Raw genomic sequence first — 23732 nt, forward strand, 5'->3', positions numbered from 1 at the left:
GAGTGTAATTGTATTAAAGGAGGGGGTGGTGCACAATGAAGCATATTGACAAAATCCAAGAGGCTCTTGAACAGAACAACGGAGTCATTACCGCTTCACAGGTCACCGCGGCCAATATACCCAGGCATTATCTAAAAAAAATGCTGGACATGAAACTCCTGGTTAGAATTGACCGGGGAATTTATAGCAAGCCGGAAATATGGGAAGATGAAATGTATGTCTTGCAGTACAAATACAGCCGGGGCGTTTTTTCCCATGAAACGGCCCTGTACATTCATGGCCTGACGGACAGGACACCCCATAAATATGTCATGACGTTTCCCTATGGGTATCATGTCAAATCCCTCAAACAAGAAAATGTTACTATTAGAAAGTCCGTTCAAGATTTATATGAGCTCGGATTGACCACCGGTATTTCTCCCTGCGGGAATCCGATCCGCCTGTACGATGTGGAACGGACGCTTTGCGATATTGTGAAGGGAAACAATACCTGCGACATCCAGATCGTCAATCAGACGATGAAGCAATACGCTAAAATGCCGGGGAAAAATATCACCAAGCTATTCGACTATGCCGCGAAAGTGCGGGTAAAGCCCAAAATACTGAACTATATGGAGGTTTTGCTATGACAGCCAAGAACCCTATGCAGTTGAAAGCCTATATAAAAAAGATGGCCGCCGAAAAAAACATTTCCGCCCAGCTTGTCATGCAGAACTACATGTTGGAACGATTATTGGAACGTATTTCCGTATCCCAATATCAATCCAATCTGATTTTAAAAGGCGGCTTTTTGATTTCAGCCATTGTCGGACTGGACACCAGGGCGACGATGGATCTGGATACCACCATCAGAGGCTTTGATGTTACCCATGATACGGTCAGGAGAATCTTTGAGGAAATCGGCGCTACTCCCATTGAGGATAATGTCAAATTTGAAGTGCTGAATACGTCCGATATACGGGAAGGTGATGATTATCCGGGGATCAGAGTAGCGATGAAGGCCAATTATCCGCCGCTGGCCGTTCCCCTTTCCGTGGACGTTACCACCGGAGACAAAATCACGCCCAGAGCAATAGAATACTCTTTCAAGCTTTTATTTGATGACAGAACGATCAAAATCATGGCTTACAATTTGGAAACGGTGCTGGCCGAAAAGCTGGAAACCATAGTGACCCGTGGAATTGCCAATACCAGGCCGAGAGATTTTTATGACATTTACATTCTGTATCAGCTCAGAGGCCATGAATGCGACAGGTCAGTATTAAAAAGCGCATTGACGGAAACCGCGTCCCGACGCAAAAGCCTTGCCGTCATGTCAAATTATAAGGCTGTTCTGAATAACATCTCAGAAAGTGAACAAATGAAAGGGTTTTGGCGGAAATACCAAACAGACTTTGATTATGCGAAGGACATTGATTTTACGGATATCTGCCATTTGATTGTTCAAATTTTCGCTGAAATTGGTTTTTGAAAATATACAATAAAACTCTATCCTTATGATATTTTGAGTTTGTTTGTATTTCTTGAATCCCTTGTAGGCACTGAGAGATCAGCGTCTTTTTATAGTACTAAAACTAATAAATGCGCTTTATCGCTGCTTTATTCATTGATTCGAGCAAAGAACTATAATATGATTAGATTGTCATTATTAAGGAAAAAAGACTAAAACCACCTTTAAGAAAGAATTTGGCTGAATTGCGACTTTGCATAAGTTAATCGGAAAGCCGGTATATCTTACAAAAACGGCGAGGGGGATCTTGGGGTTATGGATATCGGGGGTATGAGTTTTGTTATACCAAGAAGGATGTTCCTTCAGCTATTGCGGATTACGTTTTAAACAAGTTAGACAATTACATGAGATAATTAGAAGGTATGTATCTGGACTTATTAAAATAGCTGATATATTATTCATCTCAGTGTTCAACATGCTGGGCAAACAAGATATAAGGCTAATAATGTGAAGTCAAGATATGTGCTGAGATGTTTAGAAAGGCACCAATTTGGAGGGATAAACTATATATATGGGCAATTTATCCAAGCTTTCTAATATTGGTAAGGTCATCGAACAGCAACTCTATGAAGTAGGGATTACAACCTATGAACAATTAGAAAAATCAGGAAGTAAACAGGCTTGGCTAAAGATAAAATCGATTGATCCTTCCGCTTGTATTCATAGGTTGTATGCATTGGAGGGAGCTATTCAGGGTATTAAGAAAAGCCAGCTTCCAGCAGAGACAAAAGCAGAGTTGAAGGAGTTCTATAACTCGTTCAAGGGATAAAGTTCAATTTGCCGATGAGGCTATTAGCATGAGGGTATTTTTAAAGTTCAAGCTTCCTATTATCCATATTTGGTACTGCGTAGTCTGTTATAATTGTGCAGCAAGGAATTTTCACACCAAGGTCAACTTGCTGAATAGGCTTTTATCGCTGTAATAATAGCTAGGATGCAAAATATTGCACCTAAAATCCAACCAGTTAATGGAGCGAAGGTAAAAACTGTTTTGGCTGTTTGCCCGAAAATGAGTGATGCACTCATAAGCAAACAAAATAAAACGGTCCATTTTTGATATTTACTCAAACGTAAGGCCTCCAATTATTGTTTATTATTGGTAATGGCAAGGTAATGGCAATGGCAAAATGAGTCACTAAGTTAAAGATCAAACATCTTTATGCCAATTAAAAAACCGATTGCTCCTCCTATTAACCAAATAATAAAGAATGTTATCAAATGTTCAATATCAATATGGCCGGCGATTAAATATTTCCCAATTCCATACAACACAATTCCCAATAAACCGCCTAAGGCCATAAATAAAAATCTTTTAAGGTTATTATTTGATTTTGCGGATTTCTTCATAGAGAAATTGGTTGCCTCCAACAATTATTATTTGTGGTTATATTATACATCAAAGTTGATGGAGAAGAATTGTATGACGTATTCCAAGTAAACTGTGCAGTAATGTAGAAGTGTAGGGAACGACCCCTGTGTCGTTCCGAATCAGTGACGGTGATTTTATGGATTTACCGCAACGCAAATGACGGGGGCAACTACCAGTATTGAGATTTCCATTTTAAGCGTGGTGCATTTAGATTAAGCAGGGCTATAAATCGGTTTTTGCTCTTTTTTCCCATAATATCCCTCCCCTGGTCGCTTCAGCCAGTAATATAATACGGATTGGCAGTATCAAGAACGCTCCATAAATAACTCTGATGAAGCTTTTCCAAATCAATGGCCCTGGTGGAGGGGGGCTTGGGATTCAGCCTGTTCTCAATATCATTAATCTGCGCGATGATATAATAGTCCCCATTTTCAGGCAGTATCAGCTTAAAACTATCCTGGGCCAAAACTCTTTGACCCGGGTCAACAGTGCCGAAGTCGGAGAGCAGGTTGCCCTGGTATGTCCTGACCTCCTGCCAGTGAGCGGTAAAAGGCAAGTAGTCTTTTTCCACATAATACAGACAGGCAATTCGGTTGCTTTTAGGTGTGCTGGCATTATTAGATGCTGCTATTCTGACATTTAACTCCACCCCGGTGGTGAACCTGCGGGCTCTGAGCGCCCAACTGCTGTATCCTTCCTTAATGCTGGAGGAATCTGCCGGGTGGGCAAGAATGCACGGGGCATTAAAATTATACCATTCCGGCAAACCATGCATATGTTTGTAACAACTATCGGTTTTATGCATATAAAGGTCATCAGGAAGTTCTTCATTAGAATAAAATGTCATACCCATATTAGTCATTACTTCCCACCTGCACATAGTTTTAAAGAACGAAGGGCTATAAAGGGTTTTGCTTCTTCGATGTAGCCGGAATGAAACGCATCCAGACTGATGTCGCCGGCAATCAAGCCCATCTCCACCGCCCTCTGGATATCATTGCCGCTGGCCTGATAGCTGCTGGTAAAAGTCAGCTCGGCCTGCTCCGCCTTTTTCATATCATCGGTATAAATATACAGGGAAATATAGGCATTAAAACCAGGCTCCAAATAATAGCTTGAGCCAAAAAAACGTCCATCAGCAGTTACCTGGCTGCGAAACTGGATGGGCTTGCCCTTACTGTCCGCCGTGCTGCCTTTAAGCTCTACCTCTGTGCCCACACAGCCTTTGACATCAAGGGTTATTAAATAGGTTCCTCCGGCTTTGGGCGTGGAGGCGGTAGTCAATCTGGTGTCCATTTTAACCACATACCCCTGAGCAGGGATAAGGCAGGTATTAGTGCTGGCCCACAGGGGATCGGCATTAAATGCTGCCATATCCAGAGGGGTGGACTGTTGTGGTTTAGGATTCAACTGGTTGCTTAAATCGTTGATCTGGGCAATCAGGGTATATCCGGAAGTAGCCGGCATCACATATGGAAATACAAAGGTTTCGGTTGCTACCGCTACAGCCTGAGGAGCAACCGTAGCAAAGGGTGAAATATTGGAGCCGCTATCGGTGTAGATTTCTTTCCAGGAGTGGGGCCACATAATCAAATCCAGTTCTGCCGCATACAATTGCGCAACCCTCCTCCGCCTTGGTTCTGAGGCATTATTCCTGGCTCGCACATAAATATAGTTATCCTGACGCGACTGCAGAGAAACACCCGAGCTGTCGGTGGCATAGTTTTCACTGAGCTTTTGGATATCAGGCAGCGGTACGTTTCCTGCAATCCAGATATCCGGTGCCGTATTGAGAGCAGGGCTCGTCCATCTGCGTAAATAGAGGTCATCCGGCAGCGTCCCGGGCTTCTCTGCCCGGTAGCGCTCCTGGGCAGTCATGATCTCCTTCAACTCAAGCAAAGACATAAGGCATATCTCCCTGTAATGCTAGCTGAGGCTTGGGCTCTTTAACTGCCATTACTGCGTAGACCACAGTCACTGCAGCTCCGCAAATATAAGAAACTGCTCTCAGACCGAAACATAGATTGGGCTTTGTTTTTTCCGCCAGATTGCCAAATTTGCATGTCGAGGCCAATCCCGGCACTACCGACCCAATAACCACAAAAGCTTTGGTTAAGTCACTTTTGGGTTTGGGGTTTATCAGTTCCGCAATAAAATACCAGGTGCCAACACATATGGATACGACACCCATGATGCCATCCAATATGGCGGATATATACTTATACTTATCCACATCAAAATCCTGGCTTTCCTCGGAACTATCCATCTCTTCCGGCCCTACCGGAAGTGGTCGGTCAAAAAAGCGGGCTATATACAGTCCGGCATCCACCGCCAGACATAATATGCCCACGATTAATACCCCTAATACGGCCTCCGAACTGGCAGCAGCACTCAGATCGGTTGAAAATCCCAGCCACAATGAACCGGCAGCAATAGTTGAAAATGCTAATATCCCAAATAAGAGTTTGGATATTTCGTAGACTTCAAAACATTCCAGAACCGCACCTAATACATAGAATATACCGGCACAAACAGCACTGATGATATAAGCGGCTTTAGCGGATACAGAATTGCTCTGCCTATCCCGGGATAGTTCTATTGCAAAAGGTGCCTGACCTCCGGAAATAATTTTGTATATCACGGTAATGGGAACAGCCAGCAATAGAGTGCCCACATTTAAAATGGTCATTTCCTGGTGGCACAGGCTATAAAAAAGCTCGCTCAGGAAGGGGATTTTAATCTTTGTATTCAGGCAAATGCTAAGCAGACTCAGCAATTCCTCGATTCCGTCTATAATAGTTAAAACTACGGCTTCGGTGGCGGAAAGAACTGCTTCTACCAGTGCTTCCACCATTTCTACCATACCGCATAATATATTTTGCAGAACCAATTCATTGGCTATTGCTTTTTCGAAATAATCCTGCGCTTTTTGCAGACTGGTGCCGGTAGAACTGGTGACTTCCTGCATTTTTAATAACAGGCGGTCTAAAATGTCCATATTGATGTTTTCGAGCTGACCATCATCAGTCAGGCCGGTCTGGTTGCCGTTAGCCATTAATTTGCTATGTACGATATTATTGGACGAACCTACCAGATAGGGGTCGTCAGGACTCCTTTCCTCCGGCCCCTGGCGGATATTTATGGATGGGTCGAGTTTAGCCTTTATGGTGGCAAAAGCATCCTGCACTTCCTTTTCAGCAGTCTTGAACCGGGCTTGTACCTTGCCGCGATTCTCTTTCATAACCACAGACATCCGGCGGAAAGTATCGTTTAACACCTGAGCAAGAAACTCCTGGGTTTTAAGGATGTCTTGCCAGTTAAAAAGGATGCCCAGCCAGTGGACGATATCAACAAAAAAGGTTTTAATGGCGGTAAAAATAGACTCAGCCAGACTAACGACTTCCTGTACCGTGTTGATAACAAAATTGCCTATCTTTGCAACTGCGTCTTCAACAAAATGAATGGTGGCGCTAACAGCCTCCTCCGCTGCATTTACCACGATTTTGGTTACCTTTACGATACCATCGGCAATAGCCCGAAACATATCTTTGAAGAAAGAAAAAAAGCCGTTTTCGGATTCCAAACATGCATTATTATATTCTTCCGCACTCAGGGTTCTGAAAAGCACATCATTATCCGTAAATACAATTTCGAAACTCCCGATAGCCCGAGGATTGGGAATACGATTCAACATCATGGTGGGGTCACTGTTATAGCAGCAAATGTCCCGGGGTGAATTATGGGCAATCAGCGAATTGCTGATCTGCATTTTCCGATCCGGCAGGCTGGCGTTGAGGACACGATGCATGGCATCGGCCACATGGTTTAGGACTTGCTCTTGCCGGTATTCCTGGGCAATCAAATAGGAACCGTCATCTTTCCTGGCTTCCAGGAGAGATTGGGCCGTAATATTAGAAAGCCTCTCCTTATGCTTTTCATTCTGTTTGATTACATAGTGGTTATCATCATTTGCTCCGGCTATTTTAAAAACGATATCAGCCGAGTTCAGAGAGGTCGCCGATTGAACTATATGCAGTTTGCCCATCATATCTGTTTGCGCTGTAATTTTATGGTCGGGGCTCACCTTGTAGATACGGTCATTTACGGACAGTTCCTTGTATTCGGGAGTCCACAGCTCCAGATCCAGACCCGGGCAGGGGTTTCCTTCCTCGGTAAAAAAGGTGATTTCACTGGCATAGGCATTATATTCATATATTTTTTGATTAGCCGACTTAACCATAATACTTCCGCTGTCCCATTGTTCCGAATCACTGTTGTAGCGGATATGCTCAATTCCGTTGTTGGTGGCAACAAAACCAAAATTAACGCTATCATCGGCGGGAGCACATTCTTTCATAAGTACCAGGTTTAACTCATGTTTATTACATTTATCCAGGGAAAAAGCCGTGAGATTCCGGGCTATGGGAAGAAAAGCCGAAGTCATATTTTCATCACGGTTTTCCAGATGGTATAGGATCCTATTGGCACTGGCGAAAACATGCAGATGTTCTCCCACATAGGCCACCTTAAAATTATCGAAGCATCGAGGATCAACCTCGTTCAGCAAAGGATTCCAAAACAAGCGGTCATTCTCCTGGCGCAGACGGTACAATTTCCCATCATCCAGTAAAGCATACAATACCTTATCGCCATTTCCTGCAACCGTGGTATCCAGTTTTTTTACCTTGGGCCCGGTGGCAATGGCCGCATAATTAATTTTAAAAGTATTGATATCGTAAGAAACTAAAGTATGGTCAGTGATGGTCACGAATACGAGGTCATCTTCGGTTTCTCCCCACCAGGCACACTCCAGGGTATCTGTAGTCAGATTGGTATTGATAAACGGCGGGTTGGGGTTGCCTGCTGGGGGATGTGTGTTTACTTTCCTCTGTTTTAATCGCCTGTGTTATCCAGGATCGTAGAAGAACCTGGTACGGGATATCTTTATCCCGGGCAATTTTCTTTGCTGCTTCAATTTGGTCCTCACGTAAACGTAGGCTTATTATTCTTAATTGACTACGTTTCTTAATTCTTGCGGTTAGTTCAGGAGATAATTCTAATTGCTCTCCATCCTCTAGAGTATCCCAATAATCGGCAACGCTGTTATTTTCCAAAAATAAAGTTTCCTCATTTTCTGATTTAAAAGCCGGTAACTTCTTTTTCGTTTTTAACCCCCCTCTCTTTTATAGAGTCGGCGTTCTTTATCTTCCATGTCTCTTGCTGTTGCTATCCGTATTCGATTCTCATTAACATCATATATCACGAAAAGGCAACGGCCTTCTTCGCTTTGCCCAAGAACCAAATATCGGCCCATACGTAACTTTTTAACAAGATGTCTTCCGATAAATACCTCTTCAACTTCTTCGGGTTAATCAGCGGATTCAGTCCTTACCATTTAATTCGTTCAAAGCCAACAACACCTTACAGTACGTTTACAAAGCTGGTACGAACTTGGCCAGCAGGTACAAAGTGCCTTGCTCGGCTATTACTCTATGTTTTATACCTGCAGGTATAAGCGCCGCAGTTCCCGGTTGGTATGGAATTTCCTTATCCAGCATTATACATTTACCACTGCCATATATTACTTCATGCAATTCCCATTTATCCTCATGAATATGCTCGCTTATTTCATGCCTGGCGTCAACTCTAACCAGGCGACATTGAATCTGCCCTCAGTTTCTTGCCCGCTTACCAGGTGTTTTAAACTAACCCCGGCATAACTGGGATGATCATTCCAAATTAATTTGTTTACATCAATCGATTTATCCAGATATTCGATTTTCCCTTTTTCAATTATCTCCATTAGATTATCTTTTTCCATATAAATGCCTCCCAAGTTAATTTGTCGGCTTGTTCGATAAAATTATAGTCCTTTAATTAGCCGCCCAGCCGACTGTATTAATCTCACGGCGGTATTCATGTTTTGTATTGTACGTTCTTGCTCTTTTTCATACGTTTAACTAATTGCACCAGGCTGCGAATAACACCAAATACAATGCCTTCTATGATGTACCATTACTTTGGTCTTTTTAAATATTCCCAACTCGTTTCCAGAATAAATGAGACAAACGGCATTACTTTGATTGGCAAAGAAATTGCCAGTTTAACATATGACATTTTTAGCCTTTTGGTTGCCCTATTTCTATTCTGGTTGCCTTCGGTAAACTTTTGTACACCAGTTCATAGGAGTGATCAATCAAGAACAGGATTTTATTTTCTTTTATGGAGCCGTCCAGAGTGACGGTATTCCAGTGTCGTTTGTTCATATAGTATCCTGGGGTAATCGCCGGGAATTCCTGCCGTAATGATTCCGCCATGAGAGGATCACATTTGAGATTAATCCTCAGTGGACTTATGTCCAATCTCACCATAGCGAACATCTTCCCCGCTACCCGGAAAATCATCACATCCGGACCAAAGGGAAAGTCCTCCGTAGTACCTGCTTTTTGACGGCAATAAGATTGAATACTTTCTAGATCCATAACTACTTTTCCTCTCTAGTCAGACTGTTCCGCCATGAAGCATACCAATGATTCGGGCATACCTGATTTCTCAGCGATTTGAGCCATGGAGTATCCCTCTTTGATAAAGCGCTGCACCATTACAGGGAGCGGTTCCGAAACCTCTATTATGAAGCCGTCCGGATCATAAATACGAAAGCCCTGTTGTCCCCAGGGATGTTCCATGATAGGGTGGATGACACGCTCAGGGTTAATGCTGCACCTTTTCCAGGCTTGCTCCAGACTAGACGATTCAAAATACAGCTCGAAGGCAGGGAGGGCGTTTTCTATGTTTGGTTTCGGCGTATCTTCGAAGATAATCCCCAGAGCGGCATCCCGCTGCCATATTGAAAACCCCCCTTCATAAATGACATTGGGACCGTTGTCCATCATAACGGTTTGCCCTAATAGTTCTTCATAAAATTCCCGTGAGGTCACGATATTTTTCACCAGAATAACCGAAGACGAAAACTTAATATTCATAGTTTCCTCCTGTTGAAGTTTTTTCTTAATTTACCGTTTTAAATAGGGCTGGTCTTGAAAAAAACCGACATCAGAAAAAAGGTGCCGGAATTCACTGGGAGTAAAACCGGATAGTTCTTTGAATTCTCTGCAAAAATAAGACTGATCGCTAAATCCCCGATTATGAGCGATTGCAGTTAAATCCTGGCCTACGAGGATCTCCTTATAAGCTCGGCGAAATCTTACGATCCGACAATAAAGCTTGGGGCCTATTCCCACACAATTTCGAAAAATGCGCTGCAGGTGCCGGGCTGAAAAGCCGGTCTCTATCTCGAGATTTGCGATCGATACCTCACCGTTGTGTTCGCGGATGAATTGCAAAATATGCATTACTCGTAGGTCAGGGTGTTGCGAATGTTCGCCTTTAGCATGGCATATTTATCCGGCAAAAACAAGCATTTACCGTATAGTAACATACTGTACAGTCCCGGCACCTCTCCTGTATGAAAGGTTCACCCTATTTCCTACATAGTTTCATTGGATTCGTGGTATAAGGTATGGCTTTTTTTTATTGTCATAACCGCTGATACGATAAATGCTGCCAACAGGGCAAAGGTCAGAACAGTGAATATCATCCGTATGCTGTAATTGCCGCTGATTATCCCCACCAGGCTTAAAACAAGCGGAGAGACAAATTGGCCCAGATAGAAGCAGCCGCCTACCAGTGCGGTGGCACGGGGCCGCATCTCTTCCGAAACCACGGAAGTTGTTTGCAAATATATCAAGGGCATTAGTATGCCGAAGCCCAGACCAAACACGGCTAATCCTGCCAACACTGTATAGATGTTATGACTGAGGCTGAGCAGGGCAAAACCGGCGACCAATAAAAGTAAACCACCGGGGACGGTATAGGATTTAAACCGGGAATAAACAGTCTGAAATTTGACGCCGGCCCCAAAAACGAAAATATTGGTTAAGCCCAGTGCCAGACCGGTGGTATTGGCATTGCCCCAACCTTGGTTCTGGATAAACAAGGCCAAGCTGGTAACTATGGCGAAGAATACTATCAATAATCCGAAGGTTAATATAGCAGTGTAGTAAATAGATGACGGCAGGGGTTGAGCTTTGAATTCACTATCGGCGGCGCTTTCCTTTTCCAATTTGGGCAAGAAGCAAAGCACCAGGAATAATACGGCGAAACCCAGGGCATATATACTAAATGACCATCTCCAACTGATAACTGCCACTATGCCGGATAAAACAGTAGCAATAATGCCGCCTAAACTTGATACGGCCGTAGACATACCCATAAGGCGACCCCTTTCATCTCCGGTATAATAGTCGGCAATTAAGCTTATGGACAGCGGCATAATCAGGCCTACTCCCAAGCCCAGAATACCTCGCAATACGAGCAAAGCGCTAAAAGAGTCAACCATTCCCGCTCCCAAGCCGCCAACAAGGTAAAGGCTTAAACCGATTAGCAGTATACTGCGTTTTTTCATAACTGAAACCAGCCGGCCGGAAATTAAACCCCCCAGGATAATCAAGAGACAGGGGACTGTCAAAACCATTTTTATGGAATTAGAACCGATATGGGGAAAAGCCCGGGCGATTTCGGCCAGGGCCGGAGCTACTGCGGCCCCGGACATTACGGTAAGCAGTGAAATAGATAGAATGGTAACTTTCAACCATTTGTTCACAATATCATCTCCTTATATAAACGGTTGCAGATTAATAAGGGAACTACACATATTAAGCGCTTACTAAGATACAGTATTTTAAATTTCTCATCACTGTTATTCATTCGATTGCCTCCTTGCAGGAATTTATGCGTATATATGCTATACTCTTATCCTAAAAAATATACAGAATAGAAGTTGAGCAGTGTTTAGCAGCTATACTGTTTTGGTAAAAAAATATCATTCGCTTTTACCTTTTTCATAATCATCAATCCTGTTATCAAGTAAGTCCAAGAAATCGGTAAGGAATGCAATATGTTCCGGAGATGCCTCCTTTAAGATTTCATGGATGAGGTCGTCAAATTCCTGATGAAGCTTTTCATGATTAACATAAGCTGTTTCACCCTTGGGAGTTAATTTCAAAACAAGCTTTGATTGGTTGCTGTCATCCTTATCCTTTACAACCATTCCTTTCTTCTCAAGCCTCATGACGATCTGAGAAACTGCACCCTTCGTCACCTCCAGTAAATCGGCAAGGCCTGTCACATGAATGCCCTCATTTTCTTTAATGGATTTAATCATGTGAATCTCCGCCTCAAAAAGTGGTTCGTCCGTACCGTAATTGCGGGTTTTTTTATCAAGCTCCAAAAGCTTCCACACTATACGCAAGAGTGTAAAGCTAATTTTGTTTTTGTTTTTACTATCTTTTATCAGCATAGCATTAGTGTATAGGAGCTATACTCTTTTGTCAAGAAGGAAATAACTCGCCGATATTTAAAGGCCTTTTGCACAGCTAAATTGTATGTAAGTCCTTGCCCCTTCCTTTTTTAATACAGCTTTTCCTTCTGCAACCCCAAGTGTCAGGCTTTTTTCGCTCAAATTGGGCTGTGCCCATGCTGGCAGCATGAAACAACTTAGTCTGATCTGATACAGCACCAGATACCATTTATCAACGAACATCTTGTGATATTTGTTTGGCGGAATAAGCTCGGCCTCCAGAAATTAATTTTATATAAATATGAAAAGAGCGCTTGACTTTGCCCTAACTGGAAGCCGTATACTCCAATCAGAACATGTTCAAATTACATCGGGTGGTGATTCTATGCTTACAATCGGAGAATTCTCCAAAATCAGCAGGGTATCTACCAAGACGCTCCGCTATTACGATCAGATAGGGCTTCTCAAGCCCGGATTTGTCAGCAAGGACTCCGGCTACCGCTATTACGAAGTCTCTCAGCTTCGGGACATGCTGCTGATTACGAGGCTAAAGCGGTATCGGTTTTCTTTGCCTGAGATTTCCGCCGTTCTGGCCACAAGGGACAACAGCCGTCTGGGCGAACTCCTACAAGCCAAAAAAGAGGAGTTCCTGCTGCATATCAACGACCAGCAGCACATCCTGCTGCAGATGGAGCAGGACATTGCGAAAATAGAAAGGTGTGAGAATATAATGCAAGCGGATTATTTGGTTAAAACCGTTGAGATGCACCCTATGACTATCTTCAGCCACAGGAAGAATATGGGTCTGGAAGACCTTGATGCCGCTTTTGCCGCTATGTTTGCCGAAATGGAAAGAAAGAAAATAAACCCCAGCGGCCCGTATTTGATTATCTATCATGATGAGGTATTTGACCACGACAATTCCGATATGGAGATTGCCGTGCAAATTGCAGGCGGAGCAGGGGAACATATCAGGGATTTGTCTCCGGGATTTTGCTGCTTTGCTACACACATAGGCCCTTATGACAATCTGGGAGAGTGCTACGCTGCCCTGAGCGAATGGATTGAACGTGAAGGCTATGTCATTGCAGGTCCGCCGTTTGATCTCTATGTGAAAGACTTTTCCCATGGTGTTTCGCTCAGCGAATATGTAACAGAGGTTTATTTTCCCATCAAAAAGTAATTGCACTGGATAGCATGAAAGGCAGGGGGAACCTGTGGAATCTCCCTGCCTTTCGCTTCTGCTTATCGCTCCAGCTCGCAACGTTTTTTACCTATTGCACCGGGGGTTAACCGTTTTTTACAGTCAAAACATTATCAATGCTAAGCAGGTCAGTCCCGGGAAAAACAAAAAAACCCGCTCTTCTGTCAAGAGGAATTGAAAAACGCTCGACTATAGCATACAATAGATTTAATAATGATGTTTAATGGGGAGGAGTTCGATGCGGAAAGGTTACTTTTTCTTTATGATCCTGGTGCTCGCATCAGCGGTTATTCTGGGCTCTACTATCGGCCTTATAAGTAATGTAAGCTACATAGTTCAACACACGGACCTTCTTAAGACCCAATCTGCTGAACCGTCTTCTGAAGGTAATATTAACGATGCCACTACTCCGGTTGTACCCCAACCAGCCGGAGATGCATCTTCCCAGGATTTGAACCAGGCCAATTCCAGTTCTTCATTTGCATCTTCATCATCCAGCAGTTCCGAGTATATGGTTATAAGCCAGGAAGAAAAAGAACAGATCCAACGAATGCTTTTCAGCCTGGGCATGGACGAAAAAGATGATTTGAACCAGTTTGTACGTGAATTTCAAAAGAAGAATGCCCTTGAAGCCACTGGGATTCTGGACTCACAAACTCTGGATACCATAATAAAACAAACGACTCTTCAGGAAGTTAGCCGTAGCCTGAACCGCGGTATCAATGTCTGATCACTACCAGCAGAAGACCTGAGGTGAAGCTGATGTCGCTCAATCTTGAACTTCACTCCCATGACTTGCTTTTATATCCGATTCTGCAAAACATTGATGAAGGCATACTCATAACCGACACCTCACTAAATATTATTTTTTGCAATGAGAACGCAGGAAAGATATTGGGCCTTAATCCTAATCAAATACTGGGTCAAAATGTAGATTGTCTAAACCCTCATTTAACCTTTGATAATATACTCAAAGGTCCGCATAGGATAGTTAAAGACATCAAAGTGATTAATGAAGATGAAGTAAATGTAACCCGGGGTTTACTGGAGATAAGACCCAAATGCTATGCCGCCTATGCCATTTTGCGTACTATCGACAGTTTTAAGGAGTACCAATTAAATTCTCTTCTGCAAACTCCTTATGAAGGTATAGCAGTTTTTGATAAAAATGCCCATCTGCTGTATTCCAATGAACTTTGCCAGGGGTTTTTCCCCTCCAATTCCACCAACGAGTTGAACCAAATAATGGGCGCGCTGATCCCTTGGACCAACCTGCAACAAGCCATAGACCGGGGAAAAACATTTTCCACTGAAGTACTATCACCTGATGGACAGGCCCTAAGATTGGTTTTCCTTCCTATTATGCGGCATAACCGGAGCCTGGGAGTTATCGTAAAGAGCAGTCCGGTGGAGTTAAGCCGAGTAAATGAATGGGAACAGCTTTTGGAACAATACCAGCAAGGGACGGCCAGATATTCCTTAAACCACATAGTGGGAAATAATCAGCATATTTGTGAGCAAAAAGCTCTGGCTGCCCGGGCCGCTCGCAGCGTGTCAACCGTACTCATTACCGGGGAAAGTGGTACGGGAAAAGAGATTTTTGCTCATGCCATACATAATATGAGCCCGCGCCGCAAAGGTCCTTTTGTCAAGGTAAACTGCGCAGCGGTACCTGAGACATTACTGGAATCGGAGCTTTTTGGTTATAACGAAGGTGCATTTACTGGAGCCCTCAAAGAAGGTAAACCGGGGAAATTTGAGCTGGCCAACCATGGAACCATTTTCCTGGATGAAATTGCGGATATGTCATTGTCCATGCAAGCTAAACTGCTAAGGGTACTACAAGAAAGAGAAGTAGAACGCATTGGCAGTCTCAGCAGCACCAAAGTAAACATCCGGGTAATCGCGGCCACCAATCAGAACCTGGCAGAGCTGGTTAGTGAGAACAAGTTTCGGGAAGACCTTTTCTACCGCCTGAATGTAATTGTCCTTAACCTGATTCCCTTGAGGCAGCGGGTTGATGACATTCCTTTGCTGAGCCACCATCTCCTGCATCGCCTTAACCAGGAACTGGGAACCAGAGTAGAAAAAATAAACCCGGAAGTTATACAAAGTTTCTGTTCTTATGACTGGCCGGGAAACATTCGCGAGTTGGAAAATACTATTGAGCGGGCTGTAAACTTCTGTGAAGGCAACACTATTACGATAAACGATATTCCCGATAACATAATCCAAAGAAAAAACCATTATTCCTCCACTACAGGGTCTCATTCCAGTTTGGGCAATATTCTGGGTAAGCAGGAAAAAGCGCTTATAGAAGAAGTGTTGAAGAATTGCGGCGGCAACAAGAGTAAGGCCGCCAAAACCCTCAATATCCATAGATCAGTACTTTATAGGAAACTACATAAATATGATATAAAACTGTAATAGCTATCGTTTTGCGGACTTGTGCCTTTTTGTTGCACTGTCTTATTTTGCGTCACACCTCCAAATGCTTAAAACACGGTATTCTTTTTATACGATGTAGCACTTTTGGGACAACCTCTTGATCAGGAAAGCTGTTATTCCATATTAAAATAGCTCATAAATACGGATAATATTGGCCCATATGCCGCTTTTCAAAGGCTTCTCAAGGGATTGGTATAATAATTGCATGAATTAGCTATAAGATAATATCTCAGTTATTATAGCTTTTCATAGTATTAAATGAGGTAAGGGGGTGGTTTGACTCTCGTTTCGCCTTAAAGAGAAAAGAAAAGGCTGTATGTACTTATCAGAAAGAAATAATATAAGGGGGTTACAATTTAATGGGATTTAATAATGTTGCTTTACTAGGTGCAGGAACTATGGGACAGGGTATTGCCTGGGCCATTGCCGCTGCCGGCAAGAATGTTATTCTTTATGATATCGATATGAAATTTGTTGACAAAGCCATCGGAGCTATCAAAAAAGGTCTGACCAAGGCCGAAGAAAAAGGCAAAGCTGCTCCGGGAACCGCCGATGCCGTAGTAGGCAGAATCAAAGGAACCACCAACTTTGATGACCTGGCTGCCGGCGATCTTGTTATTGAAGTTGTACCCGAAGTAATGAGCCTTAAGAAAGAGATCTACACCAAACTGGACGCCCTGATGGGACCGGATGTCATTCTGGCCACCAACACTTCCTCCCTTTCCATTACCGAAATTGCTGCCATTACCAAGAGATCCGACAAGGTAATAGGCGTACACTTCTTCAACCCGGCCAATGTAATGAGACTCATCGAGGTAATCCCGGCGGTTCAGACCGCAGATGCCACCGTTGATGCCGTAGTCGAGTTTTCCAAAGAAATCGGCAAGACCCCGGTTAAAGTTAAAGAGGGTCCCGGCTTTGTGGTTAACAGAATACTCCTGCCCGGCATGAACGAAGCTGCTTTCATTTATTATGAAGGTCTGGCAAGCGCTGCCGATATCGACACCGCCATGAAGCTCGGTGCGGGTTGGCCGATGGGCCCCTTGACCCTCTGCGACCTGGTTGGTGTTGACATTGCTCTGGCCGTATGCAACACCCTCTTTGCCGAAACCGGCGATTCCAAATACCGCCCGGCACCCCCGCTGAAACAGTTGGTACGGGCCGGATGGCTGGGAATGAAGACGGGTAAAGGGTTCTATGATTACAAAAAATAGTAGACCATCTAATAAATAGATAACTACGGGGGCTTATTGCAAAATACAGCCCCCCGTTTATCGTAATAACTACTTTGTGATTTGTTTTTCATTCACTTAATTTGAACCATAAAAAGGAGGAGACAGCAATGGCGTTTGAAAATTTGATTCTGGAAAAAGAAGACTATCTTGCTATTCTCTATATCAACCGTCCCAAGGCCTTAAATGCTCTTAATGCTGAAACCCTGTATGAGATGGAAGAGGCCATAAAGGATATTAAAGCCGACTCCAATATCAAAGTAGTTATCGTTACCGGTGTCGGTGATAAATCCTTTGTTGCCGGCGCTGACATTACCTTTATGCTGCCCCTGTCCCCTCATGAAGGAAGATTCTTCTCCGATGTCGGAGAAAGAGTCATGCGACAATTTGAACTCATGGAAAAACCGGTTATTGCAGCAATTAACGGTTTTGCCCTGGGTGGAGGTTGCGAACTGGCCATGGCCTGCGATATAAGGCTGGCTTCTGAAAAAGCCGTTTTCGCTCAGCCGGAAGTGGGACTTGGTGTTATTCCCGGCTTCGGCGGAACCCAGAGACTGCCCCGCCTGGTAGGTGAAGGCCGGGCCAAAGAACTTACCTACACAGCGGATGTCATCAATGCCCAGGAAGCATTTCGCATCGGCCTGGTAAATCATGTTTATCCTGCCGAGCAGTTGATGGACGAAGCCAGGAAAATGGCCAAGAAGATTGCCGCCAAGGCTCCCCTGGCTGTCGGTTATGCCAAGTTTGCCATTGGCAAAGGCATGCAAGTTGACATCGATACCGCCATGAGCATTGAATCCGATATGTTCGGAATGTGCTGTGCCACTGAAGACAAGTTTGAAGGCATGGGTGCTTTTGTTGAAAAAAGAAAACCCACTTTCAAAGGAAAATAAGCCTGGAAAAACTGCCAAGGGGGTTCTGCTTTACAGCAGAACCCCCTTTTTATACCTGGATAACTGATTTCAAGCAATTTAAGCATTAATCCGGTGCTGGATAACTTATCCCCAATTGGCGCCCTTCCGAAGTAATCTCAACTTTCGCTTTCTCCACGAGTGGCTTTATTCTATCATCACCAATCCTGGAGAAACTCTTTGCAACATACCCCTGCTCATCCTCCTGTGCCTCATCCTCATATTTTTGCAGGTAGACACCCCAATTGATTTTAGCCAGGCTATCAGCAAAGCGATTTTCCATTAATAAGAAATAATCTTCCTCTGAAATGCCCCAGGCCTGTATTAGAACAGTAATTTCTTCCGGTTTTAAAATTTCTATATACTTTTGCTGGTCTGCTATATAAGCCTTAATCTGAGCCTCAGGAGGATATATTCCCAGGCTTCTTGCAGCACTGCTTATCACTTTGGTCTCTATTAAATCACTCAGTATTTCTGCATCAGAAGGAATACTCTTATTGTTGAATTCCGCCTGTAGGATTTTATTAATCTTTTCCCAATACCAATTTGAAGCCGTAATAGTTTCTCCGTTAACCCGAGCAACAACAATATTTCTATTTTCAATCGTAACCTTTCCCTTTAGCTTCTCACCGAGACAGTGCATTCTTTCATTAATTTCTGTTTGTTGAACCGGATTAGGTTTTGAAATTTGGGAAAAATCAACATCTACTATAACAGATTCAGTTGCGGCTGTGATAATTTCGTCAATCTGAGTCTTGGTAAGCGGTTGCTGGGAGTCTTCAAAATTATTAGATTCGCGGACATCCGAACAAGCGTTTAATATCGTAATCATAAATAAGAGCAATATAATAACTAATTTTTTCATAATGCTAACCCATCCTCATATTTAATAAAATTCTTTTATTTACTGGTTATAGCAATAATATTCGATAATATTACATCCGGCAATCCTGTACTGTTACAGCTAACCTAAAACCGTGCAAAAATTTGCCTGACTTTCAAATGAATCTCTTGTTGCATATTAATCTACTAATGTTTAGTATATCGGAATTCTACAATTGCTGCGTATCATAGAAAGAATGAAAATTCCTTATTTTACTTTCAGTGTCCGCAAATACGCCTTTTCTTCCGTTCCGATCCGATAGCTCTCAATCGCTTTCTGGATAGCTTTATTGTGCGTCCACTTCTCCAAACGCTGCTCCTGAATGTACGGCAAAGCGGCTTCGTACTGCTTGGCTAATGCCGTTGCGAAATACCAGGCGATCATCATGTTTACATAATATTCTTTAGAACGGATACATGCCACGAACTCAATCATCTCCGACCGGAAATCGTCATCGAGATAAAATCTCATCAGCATTCCGATCCCGAAGCGCACCGTATAAATCCGATCTGACTTCAGCCAGGCTTTGATTTTTCCGTAGAGCTTGTGCAGATGCTTTTTAAATACCTTCGGTGAAATAAGGTCACAGGTCGCCCAGTTATCTATATATGGCAGAAACTCGTCAAGGGCAGCAACGACGGCATCATAATCCGTTATCGTCTCAATCAGAAAACCGTGTAGGTTATTTTCTTCGAAATACGCATGCGGCAGGATTTTGAGAAACTCCGAAACTTCCGGCATTTTGGAAAACTCCCGGGCGAGCTTGCGCAAATCCGGCGTGCGGACGCCAATCACAGTTTCCGGGTTCACCGTCGGCATAAGTTTGCACGAAAACTCTTTGTATTTTAGATCCTGTAACTCAAATAGCCGGTGCTGGATCTCTTTTTCTATGTCACTCATATTCTTCACCTTTTATCAAATGCATGTTATCTTTAATCTTTATGTTTCTCTCAACAAGACAATTCGCTGTTAACCATTCGCATCATTAGCCTAATGGGCAAAACCAAATATGGATAATGGGAAGCTGGTAAATGGTTAACTCCTGTTTCCTATTTTGTACCAGGCACGTTGCGCCTTCTCTTTATTAGACGAAAGAGCCGAGAACAAAACATCGCAAATCTTGGATTCTTCCAACATTTCCGCACAATTCCCTATTTGTTAGCATAGTAATCATTAAACAAACAACCACGATTTTCCTTCATATTCCCCTATGTATTGTCACAATAGAATAATTTTCGTTAATAATGCCATAAATATGCCATTCGTAATCAGGTGTTATAATTACTTTCTAACGGATTTTATTATTGATAACGGTCAACTTTAGTTGATTATAGTTGATTATAGTTTACAGGTTGCTTATAATTATGATGGAGGTGGTTTCATGAGCATGGATAAGGAATTGATAACGGCCCAGGCTCTGGCCGAAGCCCTGCATCTTTCGGTGGAAACGATATGGAGATACACCAGGGAAAAGAAAATACCTTACATTGAACTGGGCAACAAGCAGTACCGCTATAAAAAGGACGATGTAATCAAAGCACTGAGTAACGGCAGCATTCAGGAAAGTGCATCCCCGTATGAAACTGAGGAACCCAGGAAGCTTACCTACCAGGATTACCTGCTCTTGCCGGAAGAGCCGGGTTATCATTTCGAGATTCTTGACGGCATGTTGATAAAAGAACCGGCACCCAATGTTATGCACCAGCGGGTTTCCCGCAGGTTGCAAAGAATCCTGGAAGATTACTTCTGGAAGGTTGATCCCAAGGGTGAGGTCTTTAATGCACCCTTGGATGTTACCTTGCATGATGTTAACGTGGTCCAGCCGGATTTGCTTTATGTTGCAAGCGAACAGGAAGTTATTGTAAAAGATACCCGGATTGACGGGCCGCCCATGCTAGTTGTGGAAGTTATGTCTCCTTCCAGCACCCGCAAAGACCGTTTGCAAAAAAGACGGATTTACCAGGAGGCCCGGGTAGAACATTATTGGCTGGTCAATCCCCAGGAAAAAACGCTTGAGTGTTTCGCCTGGCATGATGGTGTATACGCCTTGGTGGCGGGCGGAATGGAAGAGGAGTTGGTGGAACATCCGGATTTTCCCGGCCTGTCCATCGCCTTAAAAGCCCTGTGGAATAGAGAGATATAGGGATATTTCCAGGTCGCCGGCCTGGGCATTTCGTTCATGATTCCGGCAATCTGCTCCCAGCTCATGCTGTTCCGGTAAGGCCGGTCTTCCCGCAAAGCCACAAATAGATCGGTTCTTCCGATGTTTAAAAATTACGGTGCTTTACTCTGCCTTGAAATTTGTCTTCTCCTTATTGCTATGCTATGATGCAGTATGTAAATATGTGTAAGAAAGTAGCTTAACGGCAAGTTTCTTGAAGGTTAGGAGAGTTATATGATAGAAATCTGCAGAGTATCCAAAAGCTACAACCGGGGCCAGGTCAAGGCGGTGGACGATGTCAGCCTGACCGTCCAAGGCGGGGAGATATTCGGCTTTTTGGGTCCCAACGGAGCTGGGAAGACTACCCTGATCAAAATGATTACCGGAATCCTCAATGCCGACCGGGGCAGCATCAAAATCAACGGCCGGGATATAAAAGACAGCCCATTGGAGGCCAAAATGCAGTTCGGCTTTGTACCTGACGACCCCAATATTTTCTCGCGCCTCACCGGCATCGAATACCTGAACTTCATGGCCGACGTCTATCAGGTTTCCTCTGAAATCAGGGTGGAACGCATTCAGAAACTGCTGGAACGCTTTGAAATGTCAACGGCCGCCGCCGATCTGATTCAGAGTTATTCCCATGGCATGAAACAGAAAATCGTGGTGATCGGAGCCCTGCTGCATAATCCACCGGTTTGGATTTTGGATGAACCGATGACCGGCCTTGATCCGCGTTCATCTTATGATTTGAAGGAAATGATGCGTGAACATGCCGATGCCGGCAAAACGGTTTTCTTCTCCACCCATGTGCTGGAAGTGGCCGAAAAGGTATGTGACCGCCTGGCTATAATCAACAAAGGGCGGATGATTTTCTGCGGCAGTCTGGAGGAAATCCGCACTCATGCCCGGGAAAACCGGTCATTGGAAAATCTGTTCCTGGAGTTGACGGAAAATGCATAGATTCTGGGCTTTGCTAAAAATCTTATTAATAAATTATTTCGGCATTTCGATTTTCCAAATGAAAACCTCGAAGAACCGCAAGCCATATTTCAAAAAGATTGGCTTGGTGCTCCTGATCATTGTAGCCTTGGCTCCAACTATTGCTCTGTACGTCAAGCTGCTGGTTCGGGGTTTTGACGCGCTGGCTCCGCTGGGACAGGAGGGAGCCATATTGACTTTGGGTATTGTACTGGTGAGTTTCATTGTGTTTCTATTTGGGATTTTCTATATCATCAATTTCTTCTATTTTGCCGATGACGCCCAAAGCCTGCTGGCTTTGCCCTTGAGCGGCTATCAGGTGCTGGGGGCCCGCTTCTCGGTGGTGCTGGTCAACGAATACCTGAGCGCTTTGCCTTTTTTACTGCCCCCGCTGCTGGTTTACGGGATCAAGAGCGGTGCCTCCGTTCTGTATTGGCTGTACGCCTTGGTTGGCTTTGCCCTGGTTCCCTTGCTGCCCCTGGGGCTGGCTACCATACCAACGGTCATCATTATGCGGTTTGCCAACTTGAGCCGCCGCAAAGACCTCCTGAAGATTCTGGGCGGATTGGTGGTCATCGTACTGGCGGTAGGCTACCAATTCCTATTTCAAAAATCAGGTCCCAATGCCATGGACACCGCATATTTGCAGCACCTGCTCACCGACCGCAGCGGTCTGATGAACTTGATGAGCCGGGTCTTTCCCTCCACCCGCTATTTGGGGCTGGCCTTGATCAATGCCGATCAGCTAAGCGGGCTGGTGAACCTGCTGGTATTTGCCGGGCTTTCATTGCTGGTGGTGGCTCTAGCCTGGCTCACCGGTGATAAGTTGTATTTTAAAGGTTTGGTGGGCTCCACGGAAACCACGGTAAAAAGGAAGAAATTGAGTGAAGCGGATTACCGCCGGGCGGGCAAGGGTCTGCCGCCGCTCCTGTCATACTGGGCCAAAGAAATGCGTTTGCTGTTTCGGACCCCGACTTATTTTATCAACAGTGTAATGACCAATCTGCTGGTCCCCGTACTGCTGACTATTCCATTTTTTATCCAGGGGCGCAATCAAGAAACTACTATGCCTTGGGAAAAGCTCTTAAGTGAACCCCGGGGGCAGACTATTATCATGGCTATAATTGTCGGGGGTATTGTTTTTATAATCGGCTCCAACGCTGTTACCGCCACTTCGATATCACGGGAGGGCAGGGAATTATATGTTTCCAAATATATTCCCCTTTCCTACCGCAAACAGATTCTGGCCAAACTGTTGTCCGGTTATCTGCTGGGAATGAGCGGCGCGGTTTTGATGATAATAGCGGCGAGAGTTTTGATGCCTTTGGACAATTATTTGATAGCCATGCTGGTGGGGGTGACCTTGGTGGCTGTCATCCCGGTTGTAGAAGCGGGATTGCTTATAGATCTATACAACCCCAAACTCAATTGGGAAAACGAGCAACAAGCCTTCAAGCAGAATTTCAATGTGATTTTTTCCATGCTCTTGGCCATACTGCTCGGCGGAGGTATTATTTATATAGTAATCCGGTATATCCATACCCCGGTTCAGGCCGCCTTATTCATACTGCTGGGGTTCGGGCTGGCCGCCCTGTTCCTGTACTATTTCCTCATGACCTGGGGAGTTAGACGCTGCCATGAGCTGGAAGGATAGCCGTACAAGAGGCCATAGTAA

The 23732-nt window shown here is 44.1% G+C and carries 25 protein-coding genes and 1 pseudogene; 11 read left to right on the forward strand and 15 right to left on the reverse strand.

All coding sequences use genetic code 11. The annotated features are described in order from the left end of the window. Positions 1-35: 35 nt before the first annotated feature. From AWB54_RS11155 to AWB54_RS11165, 3 genes are all read left to right on the forward strand, one after another. The gene (locus AWB54_RS11155; RefSeq protein WP_061214683.1) at positions 36-629 is read left to right on the forward strand and encodes a type IV toxin-antitoxin system AbiEi family antitoxin domain-containing protein; all 594 of its coding nucleotides are present in this window, start codon (positions 36-38) and stop codon (positions 627-629) included. Then, positions 626-1471: a nucleotidyl transferase AbiEii/AbiGii toxin family protein gene (locus AWB54_RS11160; protein WP_061214684.1), complete on the forward strand. Its 846-nt coding sequence runs from the start codon at positions 626-628 to the stop codon at positions 1469-1471. The genes AWB54_RS11155 and AWB54_RS11160 overlap by 4 nt, the downstream gene beginning before the upstream one ends. A 550-nt stretch (positions 1472-2021) precedes the next feature. Beyond that, complete coding sequence (locus AWB54_RS11165; RefSeq protein WP_061214685.1) at positions 2022-2279, forward strand: TfoX/Sxy family protein; 258 nt, start codon at positions 2022-2024, stop codon at positions 2277-2279. A 122-nt stretch (positions 2280-2401) separates the two neighbouring features. Here the strand turns inward: AWB54_RS11165 and AWB54_RS15965 are convergent, their stop codons facing one another. From AWB54_RS15965 to AWB54_RS11220, 13 genes and pseudogenes are all read right to left on the reverse strand, one after another. Beyond that, entirely contained in the window at positions 2402-2578 is a 177-nt protein-coding gene (locus tag AWB54_RS15965) for a hypothetical protein (RefSeq protein ID WP_160328950.1), read from the reverse strand. 72 nt (positions 2579-2650) lie between these two features. After that, positions 2651-2857: a hypothetical protein gene (locus tag AWB54_RS11170; RefSeq protein ID WP_061214686.1), complete on the reverse strand. Its 207-nt coding sequence runs from the start codon at positions 2855-2857 to the stop codon at positions 2651-2653. 296 nt (positions 2858-3153) lie between these two features. Next, a complete protein-coding gene (locus tag AWB54_RS11175; protein ID WP_061214687.1) occupies positions 3154-3741 on the reverse strand; it encodes a hypothetical protein in 588 nt (195 codons plus the stop codon). Beyond that, complete coding sequence (locus tag AWB54_RS11180) at positions 3741-4784, reverse strand: hypothetical protein (RefSeq protein ID WP_061214688.1); 1044 nt, start codon at positions 4782-4784, stop codon at positions 3741-3743. Before AWB54_RS11180 ends, AWB54_RS11175 begins: the two co-directional genes overlap by 1 nt. Beyond that, entirely contained in the window at positions 4771-7647 is a 2877-nt protein-coding gene (locus AWB54_RS11185; RefSeq protein ID WP_061214689.1) for an MFS transporter, read from the reverse strand. Before AWB54_RS11185 ends, AWB54_RS11180 begins: the two co-directional genes overlap by 14 nt. A 10-nt stretch (positions 7648-7657) precedes the next feature. Continuing rightward, positions 7658-8026: pseudogene (locus AWB54_RS11190) on the reverse strand (CopG family antitoxin); the annotation flags it as partial. Positions 8027-8311: 285 nt separating this feature from the next. Beyond that, on the reverse strand, positions 8312-8473 hold the full coding sequence (locus AWB54_RS16375; RefSeq protein ID WP_235811171.1) for a cupin domain-containing protein: 162 nt from the start codon (positions 8471-8473) through the stop codon (positions 8312-8314). A 29-nt stretch (positions 8474-8502) separates the two neighbouring features. Then, complete coding sequence (locus AWB54_RS16380; protein WP_235811172.1) at positions 8503-8700, reverse strand: hypothetical protein; 198 nt, start codon at positions 8698-8700, stop codon at positions 8503-8505. A gap of 298 nt (positions 8701-8998) precedes the next feature. After that, positions 8999-9361, reverse strand: coding sequence for an MmcQ/YjbR family DNA-binding protein (locus tag AWB54_RS15740; protein WP_061214691.1), 363 nt, complete (start codon positions 9359-9361; stop codon positions 8999-9001). 15 nt (positions 9362-9376) lie between these two features. Next, positions 9377-9862 carry a VOC family protein gene (locus tag AWB54_RS15745; protein WP_061214692.1) on the reverse strand — a complete coding sequence of 162 codons (486 nt, stop codon included), beginning with the start codon at positions 9860-9862 and terminating at the stop codon, positions 9377-9379. Between the two features lie 30 nt (positions 9863-9892). After that, the gene (locus AWB54_RS16725) at positions 9893-10231 is read right to left on the reverse strand and encodes a helix-turn-helix transcriptional regulator (RefSeq protein ID WP_061214693.1); all 339 of its coding nucleotides are present in this window, start codon (positions 10229-10231) and stop codon (positions 9893-9895) included. A 134-nt stretch (positions 10232-10365) separates the two neighbouring features. Next, positions 10366-11541: an MFS transporter gene (locus AWB54_RS11215; protein WP_061214694.1), complete on the reverse strand. Its 1176-nt coding sequence runs from the start codon at positions 11539-11541 to the stop codon at positions 10366-10368. Between the two features lie 219 nt (positions 11542-11760). Further along, the gene (locus AWB54_RS11220) at positions 11761-12168 is read right to left on the reverse strand and encodes a MarR family winged helix-turn-helix transcriptional regulator (RefSeq protein WP_235811173.1); all 408 of its coding nucleotides are present in this window, start codon (positions 12166-12168) and stop codon (positions 11761-11763) included. Positions 12169-12622: 454 nt separating this feature from the next. Here AWB54_RS11220 and AWB54_RS11230 point away from each other — a divergent pair, with 454 nt between their 5' ends. From AWB54_RS11230 to AWB54_RS11250, 5 genes are all read left to right on the forward strand, one after another. After that, positions 12623-13420, forward strand: a complete 798-nt coding sequence (locus AWB54_RS11230) for a MerR family transcriptional regulator (RefSeq protein WP_061214697.1) — start codon at positions 12623-12625, stop codon at positions 13418-13420. A 259-nt stretch (positions 13421-13679) separates the two neighbouring features. Continuing rightward, positions 13680-14171: a peptidoglycan-binding domain-containing protein gene (locus AWB54_RS11235; RefSeq protein ID WP_061214698.1), complete on the forward strand. Its 492-nt coding sequence runs from the start codon at positions 13680-13682 to the stop codon at positions 14169-14171. 32 nt (positions 14172-14203) lie between these two features. Further along, positions 14204-15868 carry a sigma 54-interacting transcriptional regulator gene (locus AWB54_RS11240; protein ID WP_061214699.1) on the forward strand — a complete coding sequence of 555 codons (1665 nt, stop codon included), beginning with the start codon at positions 14204-14206 and terminating at the stop codon, positions 15866-15868. Between the two features lie 380 nt (positions 15869-16248). Beyond that, a complete protein-coding gene (locus AWB54_RS11245; RefSeq protein WP_061214700.1) occupies positions 16249-17103 on the forward strand; it encodes a 3-hydroxyacyl-CoA dehydrogenase family protein in 855 nt (284 codons plus the stop codon). A 128-nt stretch (positions 17104-17231) separates the two neighbouring features. Continuing rightward, on the forward strand, positions 17232-18014 hold the full coding sequence (locus AWB54_RS11250) for a short-chain-enoyl-CoA hydratase (RefSeq protein ID WP_061214701.1): 783 nt from the start codon (positions 17232-17234) through the stop codon (positions 18012-18014). A gap of 85 nt (positions 18015-18099) precedes the next feature. Here AWB54_RS11250 and AWB54_RS11255 read toward each other — a convergent pair whose 3' ends face one another. Together AWB54_RS11255 and AWB54_RS11260 are read right to left on the reverse strand one after the other, a co-directional pair. After that, on the reverse strand, positions 18100-18897 hold the full coding sequence (locus AWB54_RS11255; protein WP_061214702.1) for a SurA N-terminal domain-containing protein: 798 nt from the start codon (positions 18895-18897) through the stop codon (positions 18100-18102). A 225-nt stretch (positions 18898-19122) separates the two neighbouring features. Next, positions 19123-19815 carry a DNA alkylation repair protein gene (locus AWB54_RS11260; RefSeq protein WP_061214703.1) on the reverse strand — a complete coding sequence of 231 codons (693 nt, stop codon included), beginning with the start codon at positions 19813-19815 and terminating at the stop codon, positions 19123-19125. A 481-nt stretch (positions 19816-20296) separates the two neighbouring features. On the opposite strand from AWB54_RS11260, the gene AWB54_RS11265 reads away from it, so the two are divergent. The 3 genes from AWB54_RS11265 to AWB54_RS11275 all read left to right on the forward strand — a co-directional run bounded on the left by AWB54_RS11265 (position 20297) and on the right by AWB54_RS11275 (position 23711). Next, positions 20297-21058: a Uma2 family endonuclease gene (locus AWB54_RS11265; RefSeq protein ID WP_061214704.1), complete on the forward strand. Its 762-nt coding sequence runs from the start codon at positions 20297-20299 to the stop codon at positions 21056-21058. A 252-nt stretch (positions 21059-21310) separates the two neighbouring features. Next, a complete protein-coding gene (locus AWB54_RS11270; RefSeq protein WP_061214705.1) occupies positions 21311-22039 on the forward strand; it encodes an ABC transporter ATP-binding protein in 729 nt (242 codons plus the stop codon). Next, on the forward strand, positions 22032-23711 hold the full coding sequence (locus AWB54_RS11275; RefSeq protein WP_061214706.1) for a putative ABC transporter permease subunit: 1680 nt from the start codon (positions 22032-22034) through the stop codon (positions 23709-23711). The genes AWB54_RS11270 and AWB54_RS11275 overlap by 8 nt, the downstream gene beginning before the upstream one ends. Positions 23712-23732 lie beyond the last annotated feature (21 nt).

It is taken from the genome of Syntrophomonas wolfei subsp. methylbutyratica (assembly GCF_001570625.1).
Lineage (GTDB): Bacteria > Bacillota > Syntrophomonadia > Syntrophomonadales > Syntrophomonadaceae > Syntrophomonas > Syntrophomonas methylbutyratica.